The sequence below is a fragment of the Cytobacillus sp. QJM3NY_8 genome, assembly GCF_056173585.1.
Window position 1 is genome coordinate 1007236 of the sequence record NZ_CM149681.1, and the last position, 21302, is coordinate 1028537.

A 21302-nucleotide genomic window follows, 5' to 3' on the forward strand; every position below is an offset into this window, starting at 1 on the left:
CCTTATTTCTTTTAAAGGGGAAAGGCCAAATGAAATTCGAGACTTCTGTTCTGCACTTGAAAAATAAGAGCAAACGCAAGATTAAAAGTAAAGTAACACCGATCTATCAAACTTCCGCCTTCGCATTCAATGATCTGGATGAGCTGGAGGGATTTTATCAGGGAAACGGCAATTATCTTTATTCCCGGGTCGGCAATCCGAATACGGATGAGCTTGGTGAATTAATTGCCACTCTGGAAGGAGCACCGGCCGGGACGGCTGCCTCATCCGGTCTATCCGCCATTCTGGCGGGAGTGCTTGCTGTAGTCAAAAGCGGCGACCATATTGTGGCAGCGGATGACCTGTACGGCGGCAGCTTCCATTTAATCAAGGAAGAGCTGACACAGCTCGGTATAGAAGTAACCGTTGTTCCTTTTTCTGATGCTGCGCAGGTGGAGGAAGCCATACAGGAGAATACAAAGCTTCTTTATTCTGAATCCATCACAAATCCTTTATTGCGGGTGGAAAACCTTGAAGAAGTCGTCCGCCTGGCGAAGAAGCATAATCTCGTTACCCTGATCGATAATACATTTGCCACTCCATATCATTGCCAGCCTTATTTGATAGGCATTGATTTAGTCGTCCACAGTGCAACCAAATATCTAGGCGGGCATAGCGATATTACAGCAGGTGTCCTGGCTGGAGATGAAGAGCTGATCGGAAGAGCACGCGGAAAAATTGTAAACCTCGGGGTTAATTTAAGTCCGTTTGAAGCCTGGCTGACATGCAGGGGAGCGAAAACTCTGGCTCTCAGAATGAAGCAGCAGTCAGCAAATGCCGGAAGAGTGGCAAGGGCATTAAGGCAAAATCAAGAAATAAAAAATGTCTATTATCCTTTTCAGCATGGTGAAGAAGGATTCGGCGCCATTGTTACGATTGAATTGGCTGACAGTGCTGATGTGAATGAGTTTTTTAAAGAGCTGGGGTGGATTAAAATTGTGCCGACACTTGCGGGTGTTGAAACGTCCGTATCCCATCCGCTGACCACATCGCACAGGGCACTGCCTCCTGAAGTATGCAGGGAACTTGGCATTACTAAGCAGGTGGTCCGGATATCCATCGGAATTGAACATGCGGATGATATTATTGCGCAGCTGAATAAGGCTATTATTCGGAGTCTGGGATGACTATTAGATGCTCTCAAGCTGGTCAAACAGCCAATGCTTCAATTAAACCAACAAGGTAACAGTTAAGACGAAGTTTTTCAGGCTGAATGTCAATTTGCCATCCTTGGGCAGAACAATGCCCATTGAAACCAAGTACCAGAACCACTTCTTATTGGTCAATCTATTCGGGTTGGAGAATTGCCCTTGCTGTTTCTTTTTATTTTCATGACGGGCCCAAAGTAGCACAACGATGATATCCAGGCAAGAGCCAATGGAAATGGCTGTGATCACAAAGGTATTGGATGGCTGCCATTTCCCTTCATTCTCAGCTGCTTTCATTTCCTGTTTGTTCTTCTGAATCTGGAGTTCTTTTGAAAAAGCAGAAGAAATTTCTGAAGTCTGTTCTTTTTGAAAAGAAGGTTTAAGGGTGACAGCCGCAAAAATTAAACAGCATAATAACGCAAAATAAATAATAAAAAACATAAAAGTTTGCTTGCTGGAATAGTTCTTTTTCATTTGGAAAAACCTCCCTTTAATTTCAACATTTCCAACATCAAAATATTGGAAACTACTGTTTCGAAATATTGAACATTTGAAAAAAAATTCAAGGTGGCAGTTTTCAGGAATGAAGTGATTCCTTCCATTAAATACTAAGGATACAGTATTTGAGGAAGGAGCTGACACTATGCCTGAACTTCCGGAAATGGAAACCTACAGAAGGCTGTTAACGGAGCAGCTGGCCCGTAAAGTCATTACTGATGTAGAAGTAAATCGGGAAAAGTCCATCAACGTGCAGCCTGCCCAATTAAAAAGTCAGCTGATAAATGCACAAATAACCGAAATCACCCGAAGGGCTAAACATCTTATTTTCAAGCTGAGTTCCGGTAAAAATCTTTTGCTGCATCTGATGCTGGGCGGCTGGATGTATATTGGCAATGAAGCGGACAATCCTGACCGCACGAAACAGGTTATTATTTCTTTTGGAGATAAAAAGCTCTATTTTATTGGACTAAGACTTGGCTATCTGCACTTGCTGACAGACACAGAGGTGGAAAAGGAGCTTTCAGATCTTGGGCCGGAGCCTCTGGGTCAAACGCTGGGATTTCCGGCCTTCCGCGAACGGATCGGAACCAGAAGAGGCATGCTGAAAACGACATTCATCAATCAGCAGTTTCTTTCGGGAATCGGCAACTGCTACAGCGATGAAATCTGTTTTGAGGCTGGGCTGCTGCCTATGAGAAAAGCAGATGAATTGGATGAGGATGAAATAAAAATCCTGTATCAGTCCATGAAGGGCGTATTAACCCGGGCCATTCAGTTTGGGGGCTATATGGAAGAGCCTTTGTTTAAAGGAGATGCCAAAACCGGGGGATATAATGAGCAGTGCAGAGTGTATGACAGAGAAGGAGAACCCTGCCTTCGCTGCAGCAGCCCTATAGTGAAAGAAGAAATATCTTCCCGGAAAACATTCTACTGCGCAAATTGCCAAAACTAAGAAAGAGGCTGCACAAACTGCAGCCTCTTTTCTCTACTCTTCCGGATCACTCTGAATCCTATCAACTGTCGTGGAATCACTGGAATCCATTGCACCCTTTAAAAAATGGACAAGCATAAATCCGGCCAGTCCCAATGAAACCATAAAACCGATTGTAATTGCCCACATTAGAGCCATCCTTTAACCTCCCTATTTTTAAAAGATAGAAAGTATAAAATTTTGAACGCCGATAACTGTCCAGCGCAAGCAGCCGCCTGCCCACCCAATGCTGCAAGCATGTCTTGTTGCGGCTCCTAAGGACTCTCAGATCTATGCCTTTACTATCAGAAGGATGAACGCCTTCTTACAGGAACCGTCTTATGCATGAGGCCCGCAGGACAGGGAAGGCTTCGAAAGCATAAACATCGCACGACCGAAAGCGAGTCTGCATTCCTTTGTGGGCAAGGCGCTTCCGCTTTTCTGAACCAAGAGCGTTTCCTTACTAAAAGGTATATGCCTGAAATCTTCAATCTTTCCCTTTCGATTATTAAAAAAGGAAGGGAACAGGGTGCTGCATATCGAAGTAAAGAAGATGGCATAAAGTGTTTTACAGCCAAAAGCGCTAAAGGAGGGGATCTCTTTTGGATTTCAAAACGGCCGATTTATGTGATGACCACAGCAAAGAACTGCACATTTGTCAGCAGGAGTTTAAATCTTATGGGCAAAAAAGAAAGTTTTCCGGTCCCATTTCAACGGTTAGAGTGTTTGAAGATAACGTGCTGGTAGTAGAGGCACTGGAGTCCATTCCAGAGGGAAGTGTGCTGGTGGTGGATGGCGGCGGATCAAAAAGATGCGCCTTAATGGGTGACAGGCTTGGTGAAATTGCTCAATCGAGAAAGCTTGCCGGTGTGATCATTTATGGGTGCGTCCGGGATACAGTAGAGCTCGGAAGCCTTGATACAGGCATCCTCGCACTAGGCAGCAATCCTTTAAAAAGCCGAAAAGAAGGAAAAGGGGATCGAAACATCCCGGTTACGTTCGGAGGGATTGACTGGAAGCCGGGAGAATATGTCTATGCAGATGAAGATGGCGTGATTGTCTCATCAAAAGCCCTCATATAAAGCTGAACACCCGCTGAAAAGCGGGTGTTTCCTTTTATAGCACTTTCCTGCTTAACATAGAATACCGTATTAAGAGGGGGTGCACATATGTTTATAATATTTATACTATTTTGGGCAGCCGGCATTTATCTTTTGTTCCGCAGCAGGAATGAGGAAGAAGAGCATTTGATCCTAAAACTGATTGGTTATTATCTGTTAGGCACATTTACTTTTAGCATTAATGGCATTGTATTGCCAGTTGGTTTTATAATCAGTTTATTCCTAAAGCCCCGGCAAAATAGAAGCGTGAAGCGCGGCTCTGCGATCTTCGGGCTGGCAATAATGGTCATCAGCCTTTTTTTATAGATGACATTAAATTTGTCAGATTTGGATGCCTGCCTGAATGCAGCTGACAAAGCTATCAGTTCTCTAAAACTGCTTCCTTTTCAATGCTGATTTCTTCCGGCAGCATTGTTGAAGCTTTCGGGACCCTTCGGGGCTCATAGTCAATTTCATCAGAGGAGTATACTCTGATTACCACTTGGCCATGCATAGCTTGTGCCCGAATGAGCAGGGGAGAACTGTAACGGTTTTTAAAGGTGAAATCTGGGCCATACCAGCTTACCGTTGCATCCCGGCCAGGCGGTACATAGGGAACCTTTTTGCTGTGGGAATAACGCTCGATCACTTTGACACCTGCCCGGTCAACTGCATTGAACAGAGTGGAGGATACCTGGCAGATCCCGCCCCCGATATCTTCTGACAGTTCTCCTCTAACGATGACCGGAGCACGCTGATAGCCTTTCCCCGCCGTTCTTTTGCCGACAGCACGGTTAAAAGAAAATACTTCATTCGGAAAAACAACATAATTATCAAGGGCTTCGGCTGCAAGCTGAATATTATGGGAGCGTGAGGTGTTATTCGGATTAAAATACGTAACGTACTGGCCGATCATTTTAACTCGGATATGGGAGATAAGATCACGATCCACTCTCGGGTATACGGGGAGCGTTGGGATCTCAATTCTGGCTGGCCCGTTATTATAAAAATATGTATAAAAAATATCTGTGAATGCTTTGCGGTGCAGTATTTTTCCAGGCTTCTCAGCAACGATGCGTCCGCTTTCGCCTATGTACGCGTTCCTAGGCGGAATATACGTCTGGCGATTTAATTTTTCCAGTAGCTGAGTGAACCGTTCACCGTCCACTAGCGGAAGCCCGGGAAAAGGCATTTCATATTCCGTCCTGTTGACTCTTGCAATGGATTTGCCGTCATTTTCAATGGATAAGTCATCAGGAAGACTGGCAGTTTGTGTTTGTGTTAATAGCATGATCCCCAATACCCATGAGAATTTCATATCGCAGGTGCACCTCCGCCCTTAGTATGGACAGGAGAGAATTGTTTCATGTGCCGAAAAAATGATTGATTATTGGCTTCACTTTGAAGCTGCCATGAAGCTCTGTCATCATGCCCCCGGACTTCTGCATCCTCTGTCCGTTAAAAAGCCCCTGGCACATTCTCCCGGAAGGCCGAATTCTTTAATTGATTAAGGAATATAGTGTAATAAAACTTTAGTGAGGGAATGAGGAATGTGCAGCTAGTCAAGGCAGAAATTACCCGGCTAACCGATTTGCTGAAAAGGAGCCAATCACAGGATGGCTCATGGGCATATCCGTTTGAAATTGGAATCATGACTGATGTTTATATGATTATCCTGCTGAGGACGCTCAAAACGAAGGATGAAGAGCTAATTCGGAAACTGGCGGAAAGAATAGAAAGCCGCCAGGATGAGAGTGGTGCGTGGAAGCTTTTTAGAGACGAAAAAGAAGGAAATCTATCTTTGACCATTGAAGCGTACTACGCCCTTTTGTACTCAGGCTATAGGCAGAAGAATGACCCGGCTCTTTCAGCTGCACGGAAATTTATTTTATCAAAGGGCGGGATAAAAAAAGGAGGAATATTTACGAAAATCATGCTTGCCATGACAGGCCAATATCCATGGCCGGCTGTTTTTCCAGTGCCAATCGAAATAGTGCTGCTTCCTCCATCCAGCCCAATCAGCATCTACCAGCTTTCGAGCTTTGCCAGAATTCATCTCTTGCCGGTGATCCTGCTTGGCAGCAAAAAATTCAGGCGAAGAACGGAAAATAGTCCTGATTTGGATGAAATCTATGGAACAAGGGACAGGGAAGAACTATGGGAAGAAAGCCGTTCTGATGAATGGAGAAAACTTGCTGATATTCTTACCGATATGGCCGAAAGCTTAATTGGATTGCCTGATCGGCTCCGCAGCATGGCATATGAGGGAACAAAGCAATATTTGCTCGAGCGGATTGAACCGGATGGAACATCATTAAATTATTTCAGCAGCACTTTTTATATGATATTTGCCCTCCTCGCTCTCGGCTGCTCTCCAAAAGATCCAGTAATCATCAAGGCGGTAAAGGGATTAAAGGGAATGTCCTGCACAATAGATGGACATATCCATTTTCAGTTAACAGACGCTAAAGTATGGAATACGGCTTTAATTTCCCACGCTCTCCAGGAGGCAGGTGTAGATGAATCAGATACGGCGATTTTAAACGCGAATAACTATTTGCTTTCAAGGCAGCAAACCCGTCACGGAGACTGGACGGTCCACAACCGCAAGGGGCTTCCTGGAGGCTGGGGATTTTCAGACTTCAATACCATGCATCCCGATGTAGATGATACGACCGCCAGTCTGAGGAGCCTTCACAATCAAACGGGAGCAGCTGCCAAGAAATCCAGGCAGAGAGGAGACCAATGGGCTCTATCCATGCAAAACCGTGATGGAGGATGGCCGGCATTTGAAAAAAACGTAGATAACCGCCTTCTGAATCTAATTCCTATTCAAGGAGCAGAGTTTATTCTCACTGATCCGTCCACAGCAGATTTAACTGGCAGAACCATTGAATATTTATGTACCTTCACTACAGGAGCTGAAACTTCAATTAAAAGAGGAATAAGCTGGCTGAAAAAGAATCAGAGAAGAGACGGTTCCTGGTATGGGCGCTGGGGGATTTGCTATCTGTATGGAACCTGGGCAGCCCTTACCGGCCTCGCCGCTGCAGGGGAAAAGGAAGATGAGAAGTACATCAGAAAAGCGGTTGAGTGGCTGAAGTCTGTCCAGAATGAGGACGGCGGCTGGGGAGAATCCTGCAGAAGCGATATTGAAAAACGCTATGTTCCATTGGGAAGCAGTACATTAACACATACTGCCTGGGCCGTTGATGCTTTAATTGCCGTTTCTCATGAAAACAGCCCTGAGATCAGAAAAGGCATGGCTTTCCTGATTCGCGAAGGCCAAAGAAATGACTGGACGACAGATTACCCAAAAGGTCAGGGAATGGCCGGTTTCCTATACATGCACTATCACAGTTACCGGTATATTTGGCCGCTATTGGCACTAGGCCATTATGAAAAGAAATTCATGCAAAAAGGAAGCTCCGAATGATCGGGGCTTCCTTTTTTATTGGCTTATTAATCAGGGTTTTTGCGGATAATTTTGAGGTTTCGCTCATAACTTTGTAATTCCGTCCAAAAAACCGGAATTTTGGCAGCTCACCTATCTTTTCTCCTCATCAACCAGCTGGCAGTCTGCTGAGGAATCATCTTTATTTTTATTAAACAAGAGCTTGTACATAGCCTTCCCGTCACTAAGTGTGCCATCTGCCATATCCATTGGCAGCAGGGCGAAAAAGACGTAATAAAAGGAGAAATATACAAATTGGTACCACAGCATGTTTGCATCCAGAATGCCCAGCCGGATCAGGTAATTCACAATAAAAATACTGCCTATGTTAAAAATAGACCCTCCTAAAAAAATAAGAGATTTGGTCAGTTTATTGCTGTATTTTAATGCTGAAAACTCACATCCTCCATACCAGAAGTAAAACCGTCTAACCTCTAAAAACCTCATTGAGAATAGGATTTTGCCTGTGCCAATGATAACACGGATCCCTTTTCCGCCAAAAATGCCTGCAAAGAATATATGCCCCAATAAATGAATCAGTGTGACCGCCGGGTAAACCACAAAAAAGGCTTGAATAAATTTCAAAAAATCATCATACCCAAACATGGGAGGACCTCCATTTCCATAGCTGTATGAAAAATCTGCGCGATGCAGCTTCATTATTTGTTTGCCTACCCCATGTGTACCCCGCATTTTTCCGCATTAACGTACATTCTTTTTCCATATTTCCCATCTGGGTCGAAAGAGGCCGACTATCTGCTACGTCTCAGGTCTTATTTGAAAATAAAGCTGAGGCTCGTTATAGCATTTACACGAAACAGGTAAGATGAAATCAAGAAAGGAGGAAACGAAAATGAAAAAACTTGGATTACTGATAGCAGGTGGAATTGCAGCCATGGTGCTGGTTTCAAATCTTGGACCAATAGTGGGTCTGGCAGTAAGCGCGGCGATTCTATACTTTGTGTTTAAACAATTTATAAAAGCAGAAAGCACGATGGCAAAAATCGGCTATGGAATCATCGGGTTCATCGCTTTGATGGCAACCGCTTCCAACTTCCCGGCAATTTTAGGGCTTGCAGCTGCATATGTTCTTTATCTGGTATATAAAAAATGGAACGATTCAAGCTCAAGTGCAGTGGAAGAAGAAAATGACCCTTTTGCTAACTTTGAAAAGCAATGGGCGGATTTAAACAGAAACTAAAAAAGGAGAGATAGATATGGCAAACCTATTAACGAGAATCAAAGATACAGTAATGGCAGACCTTCACGAAGTGTTGGATAAAAAGGAGAAAAAGAATCCAATCGCACTTTTAAACCAATACCTTCGTGAATGTGAGCGTGAAACCGAAAAGGTCCGCAAGCTTTTGGAACGTCAATATACATTGAAAGAAGAGTTCACTCGAGAATACGAGCAGGCGAAAAACCTTGCAGACAAACGCAAGCGCCAGGCAGAGGTTGCATCGCAGGCAGGTGAGGAAGAACTCTATCAGTTTGCAGCTCAGGAGCAAATGCAGTATGAAGAGCGTGCCAGCCGTTTGAAGGATCTTCTGAACCAGGCTATACAGCAAATGGGTGACCTTGAAAGAAAATACGAGGAAATGAAGCATAAACTGAAGGATATGCATATCCGCCGCATGGAGCTGATGGGCCGTGAAAACATCACACGCGCAAATCACCAAATGGATAAGGTGCTTGATCAAAACAATGATAAAAACTTTACAAGATTCCAGGAAATCGAATCCTATCTTGACCATCTTGAACATCAGGTGAAAAGCTCCTATCACCGCAGCACAATTGATGCCCGCATCGCACAGCTGGAAAAAGAGCTTGAGAAGAAGCCTGTATTGTAATATTCGAAAATAAGTCAGAAATAGTTTGGAACATGCAATAAAACAAAAATGAAGCCTGCCTGTATTATCTTTTTCCCAAAAAAGATAAAAACTCTTTCTATTTTATGAACAAAAAATGGTATTCTAAAAAGGCGTAGAGATACTGCGCCTTTTAAGTCTATAACTGTTAGCTCCAGCGCCACCCCCTCGAGGTCACAAGCCGAGCCTCTCAAAAAGGCAAAGGACGCCTTTCCGTGAGGCTCGTCTTGTGCTTGTCGGGGGTTAGCACCAAGCAAGGCTTCCTTGGATGTTCTTCGCAGGAACAAGCGTTTTGGCTTGTTCCGAAGGCGCTGCCGCATTTCTTATCATTCCATATACACAAAAGGGGGGATGCCACATGAACATTAACAACAAAAGCGATTATATGAGCTGGATTATCATATTGGGCATTGTCTTTCTCTTTGTGGAAATAGCCTTTTTTAATAGCGGTGTGATATTCTCTCTTCTTGTGCCAATTGGAATGGTATATATCGGAAGGAAGAGGATGCCTAAGAGCTCCGGAAAATGGCTTTTCTGGCTGGGGCTAATTTTTCTGCTCATCAATATTTTCAGCATGATGACGCTGAAATTTTTCCTCCTGGCGATTTTGATTCACCTGCTGATTCAGTTTGGGCAGTCCAAAAAGGATCCTAAACGGATTCAGCCGGAGTTCAATGAACCGGCAGTAAATCTCCAGAAAGAAACAGTCATAAAGAAGAGTCCTCTTTTTTCCAATATATTTGTCGGCCAGCAAAAAACACCTGAGCAAGTATACGAATGGAATGATATCAATATCCAGACCGGTATTGGTGATACGGTCATAGATTTAAGCTATACGGTTATTCCCAAGGGAGAAACCGTTATTTTCATCCGGAACTTCATCGGAAACGTGCAGGTGCTTGTTCCCTATGACGTTGAGGTTAGTGTCAGCCATTCAGCTATTGTGGGTAAGGCCAGAATATTAGAGCACGAGGAATCAAAGATGTTTAACCAGCTCCTTCAGCTTCAGACTCCCGGCTATGATCAATCAGGACAGCGCGTTAAGATTTTCACTTCACTTGCAGTAGGGGATATCGAGGTGAAGCGCGTATGAGTATCATTCAGCGGCAAATTGCATGGGGAGCGGGCATGTCCCTTTGTATTCTTGCTGTTTTGACAGCTTCTTTTTTTACGATGTTTCCCATTCCCGGATGGCGGGATCTGTGGGAAACGGAAATACTCGATATTCCGTTTATCCTATTTGTGCCGAGCGTAAGCCTGGCTCTTGGCCTGATTTTTGGATTATTGTCAGGCATTTACTGGCGCCGGCAGCTTTTTGCCGTAGATACAATGCTCCACCAGGTGGAGGAAGGCCGTCAATTGGATGTGCAGGAAACAGGTAAAGAATTGCATTCCATAGCAGTCAGGGCCGAGAAGATTCAACAGCATATGGCAGATCAGGCAAAGATTTCTCAAAAGCTGGCAAATGAAAAAGCGGAAGATTTCGAGAACAGGATGCAGGAAATTGTTTCCCAGGAACGGAACAGGCTTGCACGCGAGCTTCACGATTCTGTCAGCCAGCAGCTGTTTGCAGCATCCATGATGATGTCTGCGATTACTGAAACCCAGCAAGATCCGGAAGAAAGGCAGGCAAAGCAGCTGAAAATGGTGGAAGAAATGATCCATCAATCACAGCTGGAAATGCGAGCCCTGCTGCTGCACCTTCGTCCAGCGGCCCTTAAGGGCAAAAGCCTGCAGGAAGGAATTGAAGAGCTTCTGGTCGAATTGCTTCAAAAAGTAGCGATGGAGATTGAATGGAAGGTAGAGGATTTTCCGCTTGATAAAGGGGTGGAAGACCACCTATTCCGCATCCTCCAAGAAGCGGTGTCCAATACACTCCGCCATTCCAAATCGCAAAACCTTGAAGTGCTCCTGATTCAAAGAGATGATTATGCCATACTCCGTGTAGCTGATGATGGAGTCGGTTTTGATGTAGAGGAGACGAGGGCTGGCTCCTACGGTTTGCAGAACATGTATGAACGTGCCGCTGAAGTTGGCGGAAGCATGAAAATCATCAGTGTAAGAAACAAAGGAACCCGTCTTGAAGTTAAGGTTCCGATTATGTAAATAATGTCTGCTGTTAGGCAAGACTAAATTCTGAGGGTGAGGCCAATGATTAAAGTTTTATTTGTGGATGACCATGAAATGGTTCGGATTGGAGTGTCTTCCTACCTTACGGCACAGCCGGATATTGAGGTTATAGGAGAAGCGGATAACGGGAAAACAGCTATTGATCTGGCACTCGAATTGAGGCCGGATATCATTTTGATGGATCTTGTTATGAAAGAAATGGATGGTATTGAAGCGACAAGAAGAATCATCGAGAAATGGCCGGAAGCTAAGATCATTATTGTGACAAGCTTCCTTGATGATGAAAAGGTTTATCCGGCTTTGGAGGCAGGGGCGACAAGCTATATGCTGAAAACCTCGAAAGCCAGTGAGATAGCTGAGGCAGTCCGTTCGACCTATCATGGACAATCGGTACTGGAACCGGAAGTGACCGGCAAAATGATGGTGAAAATGAGGCAGAAAAATCACCAGCTGCCCCATGAAGAGCTGACAAGCCGCGAGATGGAAATCCTTCTTTTAATGACACAAGGCAAAACGAATCAGGACATCGCCGACGAACTTTTCATTGCCTTAAAAACAGTCAAAACACATGTAAGCAATATATTAAGCAAGCTGCAGGTGCAGGACAGAACCCAGGCAGTCATTTATGCCTTCAAGCACTCGCTGGTTAAATAATGTTCTGGAGAGCTAATTTTGATATTAGCTCTTTTTATTTTGCCTGAATGAGGAACCGGAAAAAAATGATTCAGAATCTGCTCATGAGGGTAACAATAAAACCAAACAAAAAAATTTGGCGGTGATGAAATGTCTGTGATTGCTTTATTGAAAAAAGGAAATAAATCATCGGGAATGGCAGCAATCGGAAATACGGCACTGGCGATTGCTAAAGGGCTGGCAGCTTTTGCAAGCGGCAGCGGGGCCATGCTTGCCACAACCCTCCATTCCCTTGCTGATGCACTGAACCAGGGGTTTGTGTTTTTTGGCAGTGCGCTTGCCGAAAAGGCGCCAACCAAAAGGTTCCCCACAGGATTTGGCCGGGTGATCAACCTGTTCGTATTAATTGCTGTTATCGTTATTTCCATCATGGCCTATGAAACGATACATAAAGGATGGGAATTGATTCAGCATCCAAAGGAATCAACCGACCTCTGGCTCAATGTAGGAGTTATGCTTCTTGCCGTTGCTGTCGATGGTTTTATTTTATTAAAAGCCATGAAGGAAATCGGCCATGAAACCAGGAATCCTGCCAAAGGATTTGGCATTGTGCCTGTTGCCTTTAAAAATGTAAGGTTAGCCTCCCCTCCAACACGGCTGGTCTTTTATGAAGATATTATTGCGACATTTGGCGCCTTGCTTGCCCTTGTTTCGATATTAATTGCTCATTTTACAGGACTTTACTTCCTGGATGGAGTCGGCACAATTTTAATTGGACTGCTTTTGGTGGGGATCGCTGTAAAAATCGGATTTGAAAATACGCTAGGTCTGATTGGTGTAGCGGCACCAAAAGATATTGAAGACCGTATCGCCCAAATTATTCTCGGAGATCCTCAGGTCGTGGATATTAAACAGCTGCGGCTGATTCAGGAGGGAAGAAGATATCATGTGGAAGGTTACATTGAGCTGGTCGAAGGCCTTACGCTTGCCGATGCGGATGATATAAAAATTGGTGTCAGAAATCAGCTGCTGGATGACCCTGATATCAGTGACGTAACACTTGGTATTCTTGAGACAGATCAAATCCAGACGTGGAAATAATATTGAAAAGGAAGCCCGCACTAAAGGCTTCTTTTTTTAGCGCTCATTATGCTGGAAAAATACCCATTGCTTTTAAATTGAAGAAATATTAAAATAAAACTAACTTATTTGAAATGGAGGTGGAGAAGAGATGAGTGGAACTGTTTTGGCACGAGGTGAATGGATTGAATTCCTGACAATTTACCGTGCGATTTTTCATGGTTTTGCTGTTAACGGGACAAGTCTGTCCTTTTTTAGCAAATTTCATATGAAAACAAAACAGTGAGAACATCTCTTTTACGCCATTATATAGAACGGTGAAGGGAGCTTCTTCAAGCTCTCTTTTTTTTTATCCCGTTTCATTGCGGTAAGCTTCGCAGCAAGATTAAGAAATCTTGTTGCACCAAGCTTCCGATAAAAGTCCGATTAAATGAACTCAGTATAAAGCAGCCGCATTTTGGCAGCAGCTGAGTGGCCGGCGCATTGCCGTACAGCTAACTGTGAGCAGAAAATCGTCCAGTGAAAGCTTCATTTTATCAGATTTTACCCAGGCCATAGGAGTATGTTTCCTATGGTTTTTTTATGTATATTTTTATAAATGTGGAGGAAATATCTATGATCGCATGCAGCGCACAGCAAGTCGGAAAAAGTTACGGCGGAAATACCGTGTTTGAAAATATATGCTTTGAAATTCATGAGAGGGACAGGGTTGGTTTGACAGGAAGAAATGGAAGCGGAAAAACGACTCTGTTTAAATTGCTGGCTGGAGCAGAAGTCCCGGATACAGGCAAGATTCATTGGCGAAAAGGGTGTGAGATTGGCTATCTGGCACAAATCCCGGACTATCCTGCAGGTATGAAGGCAATTGATGTTTTAAAAACAGCTTTTACTTATCTGCTGGAGATGGAAAAAACAATGAAGAAAATGGAACAGCAAATGGCAAATGAAAATGTTCCGGATCAATTAAATAAACTTATTGGAGAGTATGGAGAGCTGCAGGATCAGTTTGCACTGAACAATGGTTATGAAATGGATAGCCAGATAGAACGCATCTCTAATGGCCTTGATATCAGCAGTCTTCTGAACAAGGATTTCAGCATTCTAAGCGGTGGTGAAAAAACAAAGGTATGTCTCGCCCACATGCTCCTGAAAAGCCCGAATCTGCTTCTGCTGGATGAGCCGACCAACCACCTGGATATTAAGGCAGTGGAATGGCTGGCTGATTTTATAAAGAGTTATGAAGGGACCGTAGTGCTCATTTCACATGATCGCTATTTTTTAGATGAAACGGCCGGCAGGATTCTGGATTTGGAAGATGGAGAGATCACTCTTTACCAGACAAACTATTCAGGCTTTGTAAAAGAGAAAGAAGAAAGGCTAATGAGAGAGTTTCAGCAATATGAGGAGCAGCAAAAGAAAATCAAGAAGATGAAGGAAGCCATCAAGAGGTTAAGAGAGTGGGCCAATCAATGCACTCCGCCTAACGCTGGCCTTCATAAACGGGCAAGCAGCATGGAAAAAGCCCTCCATCGGATGGAGAAGCTGGACCGGCCTGTATTAAACCGCAAAAAAATGAATATGGATCTTGAAGCATCTGAACGGAGCGGAAAAGATGTGGTCTTGATGAAAGAAGTAAGCAAGTCTTTTGGGAGTAAGCACTTATTCCAAAACGTCAGCATGCACATCCAATTCCGCGACCGGACAGCTATTGTGGGGGATAATGGGTCAGGAAAATCGACTTTGGTCAAAATGATCCTGGGAGAGCTAGAACCTGATACTGGGGAAATTCGGAGAGGGAGCAACCTGAAAGTCGGCTATTTGTCACAGCATGTTTTCGCAGATGCAGATGATCAATCGGTGATGGACGCCTTTAGGGAAGGGCTTGCTGTAACAGAGGGAGAGGCACGCCATATTCTGGCCGGTTTCCTCTTTTATGGCTACACTGTTTTTCGTAAAGTTTCACAATTGAGCGGCGGTGAAAAAATGAGGCTTCGGCTGGCTCAGCTTATGCACAGGGACATTAACTTTCTTATTCTTGATGAACCGACCAATCATCTTGATATCGAATCTAGAGAGGTGCTCGAAGAGGCATTGGAAGAATTCAATGGAACCATTTTGGCTGTCTCCCATGACCGTTACTTTATCAATCGAATATTCAGCAAAATATACTGGATTGATCAAAAAGAACTTCATTACTATGAAGGGAATTATGATCGGGCCAGAAAGAAAATGGAGGAGAAGTGGAGAGCAGTGATGGAAGTTCCTCCTGTGAAAAAGGCTAAAATAGCAGCTGTTTCTCCGAAAAAAAAGGATAAAGTGCAGGAAACAGAGGAATTGGAAAACGCAATTGAACAACTTGAAACAACTCTTATGAAATTAGAAACGGTTCTGGAATCGGAAATGGACCTGGAGAAACTGCAAACATTTTATAATGAAAAAGAAGAGCTTGAAAAGAAGAGGGAAGAGCTGTACAGGAAATTGGATGCTATTTTATAAAGAAAAGTTAAGGCTAACAAATGAGTTAGCCTTTTTTTATGCATTTTATCGAATGAATATAAATTTTTTTCAAATAAACCTTTCAGTTTTCATCTATTTCCTGTATAGTAATATACAAATTTGAATAATTATTTAAATCTGAATAATTTCACGAGATTTTCTTTTAATAATAAGATCTTTCAAAAGAAGAACCGCTATTCAATATTGAATAATTTTTTCGGAGGACCCAAATGAACAGCTTTTTCATGGATTGGAATAATGACAAAGAAGTCATATCTTCAATGGAAGAAGACATTATGGTTACTAATGCAGACGGCATAATTATAAAAGTCAGTAAAGGCAGCGGCAGTCATTATGGTGTTGAACCTGAATCTCTCCTTGGCGAATCTGTTTATGATCTGGAAAGAAAAGGGGTCTTTAAGCCTGCGATTACTCCTGAAGTATTAAAGAAAAAGAAAAAAGTCATTCTTGTGCAAAAAGCCGGCTCAGGCAAAAAGATTCTGGTTACTGGTATTCCGGTATTCAATGAAACAGGAAAAATCGATCATATTGTCAGCTATTCCTACGATGTTTCAGAGCTTCTTGTTATAAAGGAATACCTGAACAGTGTTGAAGAAGAAATGGCCAGGGTGAAGAGCGAGCTGGATCTCCTGCGCAATAAGAGCATCAAAATGGATGGCATGATAGCTGACAGTCTGGCGATGAGAAATATAGCCGAAACCATCAGAAGAATCCGGGATGTAGATGTCACAGTCCTGCTCCTGGGTGAATCAGGTGTCGGAAAATCGGCTCTCGCTAAATGGATTCATCAAAACAGTACAAGAAAAGACGGACCCTTCATAGAAGTAAACTGCAGTGCCATTCCGGAATCCATCTTTGAAGCTGAGTTTTTCGGGTATGAAGGCGGTGCTTTTACAGGGGCAAAGAATAAAGGCAAAATGGGATTTGCTGAAATGGCAAAAGGAGGCACGCTATTTCTTGATGAAATTGGCGAACTTTCAGCCCATCTGCAGGCAAAGCTGCTGAAATTCATACAAGACAAGCAGTTTTATAGAGTGGGGGGAACAAAGCCTGTTCAGGCAGACTTTCGGCTCCTTGCGGCTACAAATAAGGATCTCGAAAAAGCAGTTGAATCCAAGGATTTCAGGCAGGACTTATTTTTCCGGCTGAATGTGGTGCCATTGAAGATACCGCCTTTAAGGGAGAGGAAAGAGGATTTGTTTGCGCTCATTCATTATTTTCTTCACTCTATCTCCAAACGGCATAATCGGGAAAGGCAGCTCGAAAGACCCCTGGTCGATCACTTGCTGCAGCTGGAATGGAAGGGGAACGTAAGAGAACTTGAAAACCTGATGGAACGGCTTATCGTGACAAGCACCAGCCTGATGATCACGAAAGAGGACCTGCCTTATGAATACCATATGCAAGGAAAAAAAGATGGTTTTATAGATTATGAGGGACAATCTCTTCCTGCTGTTTTGGAAGAGGTAGAGAGGAAAGTATTAATCAATGCAAGGAAGCGTTACCGAACCACTACTGAAATAGCGGGGGCCCTGGGGATCAGTCAGCCTTCAGTAGTAAGAAAATTAAAAAAATATGATTGTTAATACATACTTTGGCATGAATATTGCATTAAAGAATAGCAGAGCAAATATAGCATTTACATCTAATGCAGGATTCAGGAGGGGTTAGTATGAACGAAGAAAATTGGGGTCATCTTGTCGGAAATATTTCAAACTTATTGGCACCAAGCATGGCAAAGGACCACCCGAATTTGCCGGTGGTCAAGGCGGAAGGCTGCTATTACTACGGAGTCGACGGAAAAGAGTATTTGGATTTTACATCAGGCATCGCAGTGGAAAATGTGGGACATCGACATCCAAAGGTTGTACAGGCCATTAAAGACAGTGCAGATCATTTGGTGCACGGCCCGTCAGGCGTTATCATCTATGAATCGATTTTGCGGCTCGCAGATGAACTTGGAAAAATTACGCCGGGAAATCTGGATTGCTTTTTCTTTGCAAACAGCGGGACAGAGGCAATTGAGGGTGCAATTAAATTGGCAAAGTATGTTACGCGGAGGCCCTATGTTATCTCCTTTACAGGCTGTTTCCATGGAAGGTCGATGGGGGCACTCAGTGTATCTACATCGAAGAGCAAATACCGCAAGTTTCAGCAGCCGTCCTGGCTGACCTATCAGCTTCCATATGCGGATGAGCGCGATTGCCCTTTTGGTGAAGATCCTGAGGAGTACTTCCCAAGAAAGCTGGAAAAGGATGCTGAAACCCTGTTCAAGCATCAGGTGGACCCTGAAGAGGTTGCCTGCATGATCATTGAACCGGTTTTAGGAGAAGGAGGCTATATCATTCCTCCGAAGAAATGGATGCTGAAGATCAGGGAAATATGTGACCGGCATGGAATCCTGCTGATATTTGATGAAGTGCAAACAGGCTTTGGGCGTACTGGAGAATGGTTTGCCGCTCAGGCTTTTGATGTTGTGCCGGATATCATGGCGATTGCAAAAGGAATCGCGGCAGGGCTGCCTTTAAGCGCAACTGCAGCATCAAAAGAACTGATGGAAAAATGGCCGCTGGGTGCCCATGGAACAACCTTCGGCGGAAATCCGATTGCCTGCTCTGCAGCTTTAGCTTCTCTTGAAATACTAAAAACGGAGAATCTTTTGGAAAACGCAAAGCAGATGGGAGAGTATGCATTAAAGAAATTACAGGATTTAAAAGCCGAACATCCTGCAATTGGCAGTGTCAGAGGGCTGGGCCTGATGATTGGCATTGAAATAATCGATCCGCAAACCGGAAAACCGGATGGAAAAGCGGTAATGGATATTCTGAACTCTTCACTTGATAAAGGCGTCCTCTTCTATCTCTGCGGAAATTCAGGGGAAGTGATTCGGATGATTCCGCCGCTTATCGTAACAAAGGAGCAAATCGACCAGGGACTGAAAGTATTGGAAGAAGCACTTACAGAGCATGAAGCAGTTGTTTCCAATTCATAAGGAGGTATGAGAATGAAAGCTGAGACAAGGGTTAAGCCGCAGGCTGTCACAGGAGAGTATTGGAAATTTATCATTCCATCATTAATTGGGTCGCTCCTATTTCTGGTTCCAGTTAAATTTCAGGGAGACGTAACCATTGGTGTTGGTATTTTAGCATCACTAGTAGGTAATGCGTTCAATGAGCAGATGCCTGCCATTATCATTTTCATTTTAGGAGTATCGGTTTTTCTTTCCATCCTGACAAAAGCAGCAAAACCGGCATTTATACTGGATAATAAGTTTTTAAAAGGATTATTTGATACCGGCAAGTTTGGATTAACCATGAGAATTCTTGGATTCGCAGCAGGAATCATGACTTTGTTTGAGATCGGGCCAGAATTTATCTGGTCACGGAATACAGGCGGAGTGGTTCTTTATGACCTGGCTCCCGTTTTGCTTACGTGGTTCCTTTTTGCCGGCATCCTTCTGCCGCTTTTAGTGGAATTTGGATTAATGGAATTCATTGGGGCACTTGTCCAAAAATTTATGAGACCATTTTTTACACTTCCCGGACGGTCATCCATCGATTGCCTTGCGTCCTGGATGGGCGCCGGAACTGTAGGTGTTTTGGTTACCACGAAGCAATATGATGAAGGCTTTTATACAAAAAGAGAAGCAGCGGTCATTGCGACGACCTTTTCGATTGCATCAGTTGCTTTCAGTCTTGTTGTTGCGAATGTGGTTGGCCTTGGGCATTTATTCATTCCCTTTTATTTAACCGTTTCTGCAGCTTGTGTCGTGGCAGCATTGATTATGCCTAGAATTCCGCCATTATCCCGGAAGCCGGATACCTATTATGAGCCAGTAGGACAGCAGATTGATGAAACCATTCCGGAAGGGGTTTCGAAATTGAAATGGGGATGGGAGCAGGCAATTGATAAAGCCAGGAATGCCCCGGGTCCCAAAAAGCTATTAACCAATGGGATCGAAACCGTTTTAGATATTTGGATGGGTCTGATTCCGCTTGTTATGAGCTTGGGAGCAGCAGCCCTGATTATTGCGGAATACACGCCTGTATTTGAGTTTATTTCATACCCGCTCATTCCTGTTTTGGAGTTTATGCAATTGCCGGAAGCAGGAGCAGCAGCACAAACTATGCTTGTTGGCTTTGCTGATATGTTCCTTCCTGCCGTTATCGGAAGCGGGATTGAGAGCGAGCTGACAAGATTTGTCGTGGCGGGCTTGTCATTAACACAATTAGTATACATGTCTGAAATCGGGATCCTGATCCTGCGTTCAAACATTCCGCTGAGCTTTTTGGATTTATTCGTTATCTTTATTGAAAGAACGGTTATTACGTTACCTGTTATTGTACTGATTGCACATGTTTTTGTATTTTAGTTGGAAGGAGGGTGGCAGGTAGCCTGCCCTCCTTTTCGTTATATTAATTTTCTTAAAAGTTCAAAAAGGGCAATATATTATTGGGGCATGTCTCATATCTTATATAGAATCTGCATTATATAAGGAGAGGCGCAATGAGTAAATTCTTCAAAGGAGTCATATTGCTTGCACTGGCTGCTTTTGCAAGCGAATGTATAGAGTTTGTGGTAAATATGGTGCTTGCCCGGGAACTGGGGGAGAGGGGACTCGGCATGTACATGTCGATTTTGCCGACCATATTTCTAATTGTGCTGCTGGCCAGTTTTGAGCTTCCAATCTCTATTTCCAAGTTCATAGCTGAAAAGGATAAAAGGTATCATCTCAGTATGCTCCATCATGTTATCAAGCTGACCATTATCTTTACAGCGGTTTTGGTTCCGATTGCAGCGGCAATCATTCCGTTTGTCAGTGTCTTTAATGAGTACCATCCGCTCCTGAGATGGGTTGTGATCGGGTTCATCCCAATCGTGTCTTTTTCCTCAATTGCCAGAGGCTTTTTCATGGGCAAGCATCAAATGGGGAAAATTGCAGCCTCCAATTTTCTGCGCAAATCCGTTCAGCTCCTTCTGCTCGTGGTTCTTTATCAGGCCTTTCAATTTGATGTCAATACAGCAGTCTTTATTGCATTTTGTACGTTTGTAGGAAGTGAGATTGTTGTTTTTCTCTATTTGCTGAATATGTTTATTATCCAGTATCACCGTATTAAAAAAGAGCCATCTGAGTTTGTAAGCGGAAGTAGTGTCAGGCAGAACTTAATCTCTGTTTCAGTGCCGACGACTGCTTTGAGAGTTTTCCATGCCCTGACACATGCTGTTCAGCCATTCTTGATTAAGGGGGCGCTTTTAAAGGCAGGAGTGCCGGGCGAAGTCGCAACAGAACATTTTGGAATGCTTGCTGGTGTCGCCATGACGATCGGTTTTTTCCCATCCTTTATTGCCCATTCATTTTTAATCATGCTGATTCCGACAGTCTCCAAAGAATATGCGGATAAAAATCTGGAGGAGCTTCGGAGACTTCTTCAGCAGGTGTTCTTTGTCACCTTTTTATACGGGATCCCATCGGTCGTTCTTTTCTATTTTTTTGCACGGCCGCTGACCGAGGTGTTTTTCCACTCCACAGATGCAGCCGTTTATTTACAGCTGCTGTGGCCATTTTTTCTGCTCCACTTTTTCATTATCCCGATGCAGGCCTATTTAATCGGCCTGGGCCTCATGAAAGATGCGTTTTATCATTCAGTATGGTCAACTGTTGTTTCATTTACAGCCATGTTCGTGCTTGGATCCATGCACAGCCTGCAGATGGATGGTATCATAATGGGCATGAATATGGGAGCTGTCCTCCTGGCCATGATGCATTATGTAACAGTATGCAGGAAAATTGGCCTGACACTCTATCTATCGCCAGCCAAGCAGTTTAATTGAAAATGAGAAAGCATCTCCCGTCATGGGCAG

21 protein-coding genes are annotated in these 21302 nt (G+C 43.7%); 17 read left to right on the plus strand and 4 right to left on the minus strand.

The annotated features are described in order from the left end of the window. Positions 1-29: 29 nt before the first annotated feature. Positions 30-1166, plus strand: a complete 1137-nt coding sequence (locus AC0VZ9_RS05350; protein WP_019382587.1) for a trans-sulfuration enzyme family protein — start codon at positions 30-32, stop codon at positions 1164-1166. 42 nt (positions 1167-1208) lie between these two features. Here the strand turns inward: AC0VZ9_RS05350 and AC0VZ9_RS05355 are convergent, their stop codons facing one another. Then, positions 1209-1661: a hypothetical protein gene (locus AC0VZ9_RS05355; RefSeq protein ID WP_252246000.1), complete on the minus strand. Its 453-nt coding sequence runs from the start codon at positions 1659-1661 to the stop codon at positions 1209-1211. 169 nt (positions 1662-1830) lie between these two features. Here AC0VZ9_RS05355 and mutM point away from each other — a divergent pair, with 169 nt between their 5' ends. Continuing rightward, positions 1831-2640: a bifunctional DNA-formamidopyrimidine glycosylase/DNA-(apurinic or apyrimidinic site) lyase gene (gene mutM, locus AC0VZ9_RS05360; protein WP_251174000.1), complete on the plus strand. Its 810-nt coding sequence runs from the start codon at positions 1831-1833 to the stop codon at positions 2638-2640. 33 nt (positions 2641-2673) lie between these two features. Here the strand turns inward: mutM and AC0VZ9_RS05365 are convergent, their stop codons facing one another. Further along, a complete protein-coding gene (locus AC0VZ9_RS05365; protein WP_019382584.1) occupies positions 2674-2817 on the minus strand; it encodes a hypothetical protein in 144 nt (47 codons plus the stop codon). 443 nt (positions 2818-3260) lie between these two features. Between AC0VZ9_RS05365 and rraA the strand changes: the two genes are divergently transcribed. Next, positions 3261-3740: a ribonuclease E activity regulator RraA gene (gene rraA, locus AC0VZ9_RS05370; protein ID WP_475397098.1), complete on the plus strand. Its 480-nt coding sequence runs from the start codon at positions 3261-3263 to the stop codon at positions 3738-3740. An 87-nt stretch (positions 3741-3827) separates the two neighbouring features. Continuing rightward, positions 3828-4085, plus strand: a complete 258-nt coding sequence (locus AC0VZ9_RS05375) for a hypothetical protein (RefSeq protein ID WP_475397099.1) — start codon at positions 3828-3830, stop codon at positions 4083-4085. A 55-nt stretch (positions 4086-4140) separates the two neighbouring features. Here the strand turns inward: AC0VZ9_RS05375 and AC0VZ9_RS05380 are convergent, their stop codons facing one another. Beyond that, on the minus strand, positions 4141-5076 hold the full coding sequence (locus AC0VZ9_RS05380) for a VanW family protein (RefSeq protein WP_009334971.1): 936 nt from the start codon (positions 5074-5076) through the stop codon (positions 4141-4143). 225 nt (positions 5077-5301) lie between these two features. On the opposite strand from AC0VZ9_RS05380, the gene shc reads away from it, so the two are divergent. Next, positions 5302-7194, plus strand: coding sequence for a squalene--hopene cyclase (gene shc / locus AC0VZ9_RS05385; RefSeq protein WP_475397100.1), 1893 nt, complete (start codon positions 5302-5304; stop codon positions 7192-7194). Between the two features lie 111 nt (positions 7195-7305). Here shc and AC0VZ9_RS05390 read toward each other — a convergent pair whose 3' ends face one another. Continuing rightward, positions 7306-7818 (minus strand): hypothetical protein, encoded by a 513-nt coding sequence (locus AC0VZ9_RS05390; RefSeq protein WP_009334968.1) that lies wholly within the window; start codon positions 7816-7818, stop codon positions 7306-7308. A 247-nt stretch (positions 7819-8065) separates the two neighbouring features. Between AC0VZ9_RS05390 and AC0VZ9_RS05395 the strand changes: the two genes are divergently transcribed. The 12 genes from AC0VZ9_RS05395 (at position 8066) to AC0VZ9_RS05450 (ending at position 21272) form a co-directional block, all read left to right on the plus strand. Then, a complete protein-coding gene (locus AC0VZ9_RS05395) occupies positions 8066-8413 on the plus strand; it encodes a lmo0954 family membrane protein (protein WP_009334967.1) in 348 nt (115 codons plus the stop codon). A gap of 16 nt (positions 8414-8429) precedes the next feature. Then, complete coding sequence (locus AC0VZ9_RS05400) at positions 8430-9062, plus strand: PspA/IM30 family protein (protein WP_475397101.1); 633 nt, start codon at positions 8430-8432, stop codon at positions 9060-9062. A 376-nt stretch (positions 9063-9438) separates the two neighbouring features. Next, positions 9439-10173 (plus strand): cell wall-active antibiotics response protein LiaF, encoded by a 735-nt coding sequence (liaF, locus tag AC0VZ9_RS05405; protein WP_009334965.1) that lies wholly within the window; start codon positions 9439-9441, stop codon positions 10171-10173. Beyond that, on the plus strand, positions 10170-11186 hold the full coding sequence (locus tag AC0VZ9_RS05410; RefSeq protein WP_251173995.1) for a sensor histidine kinase: 1017 nt from the start codon (positions 10170-10172) through the stop codon (positions 11184-11186). Before liaF ends, AC0VZ9_RS05410 begins: the two co-directional genes overlap by 4 nt. Positions 11187-11231: 45 nt before the next feature. After that, positions 11232-11864 carry a response regulator transcription factor gene (locus tag AC0VZ9_RS05415; protein ID WP_251173994.1) on the plus strand — a complete coding sequence of 211 codons (633 nt, stop codon included), beginning with the start codon at positions 11232-11234 and terminating at the stop codon, positions 11862-11864. Positions 11865-11993: 129 nt separating this feature from the next. Then, positions 11994-12944: a cation diffusion facilitator family transporter gene (locus tag AC0VZ9_RS05420; protein ID WP_019382577.1), complete on the plus strand. Its 951-nt coding sequence runs from the start codon at positions 11994-11996 to the stop codon at positions 12942-12944. Positions 12945-13074: 130 nt separating this feature from the next. Next, on the plus strand, positions 13075-13209 hold the full coding sequence (locus tag AC0VZ9_RS05425) for an RAxF-45 family protein (protein WP_258752638.1): 135 nt from the start codon (positions 13075-13077) through the stop codon (positions 13207-13209). A gap of 329 nt (positions 13210-13538) precedes the next feature. Continuing rightward, positions 13539-15419, plus strand: a complete 1881-nt coding sequence (abc-f, locus tag AC0VZ9_RS05430; protein ID WP_475397102.1) for a ribosomal protection-like ABC-F family protein — start codon at positions 13539-13541, stop codon at positions 15417-15419. 230 nt (positions 15420-15649) lie between these two features. Then, on the plus strand, positions 15650-17026 hold the full coding sequence (locus AC0VZ9_RS05435) for a sigma-54 interaction domain-containing protein (RefSeq protein ID WP_475397103.1): 1377 nt from the start codon (positions 15650-15652) through the stop codon (positions 17024-17026). An 86-nt stretch (positions 17027-17112) separates the two neighbouring features. Continuing rightward, a complete protein-coding gene (locus AC0VZ9_RS05440) occupies positions 17113-18432 on the plus strand; it encodes an aspartate aminotransferase family protein (RefSeq protein WP_475397104.1) in 1320 nt (439 codons plus the stop codon). 12 nt (positions 18433-18444) lie between these two features. After that, on the plus strand, positions 18445-19812 hold the full coding sequence (locus tag AC0VZ9_RS05445; RefSeq protein ID WP_019382573.1) for a YjiH family protein: 1368 nt from the start codon (positions 18445-18447) through the stop codon (positions 19810-19812). Between the two features lie 134 nt (positions 19813-19946). Further along, the gene (locus AC0VZ9_RS05450) at positions 19947-21272 is read left to right on the plus strand and encodes a polysaccharide biosynthesis protein (protein WP_009334957.1); all 1326 of its coding nucleotides are present in this window, start codon (positions 19947-19949) and stop codon (positions 21270-21272) included. Positions 21273-21302: the final 30 nt, after the last annotated feature.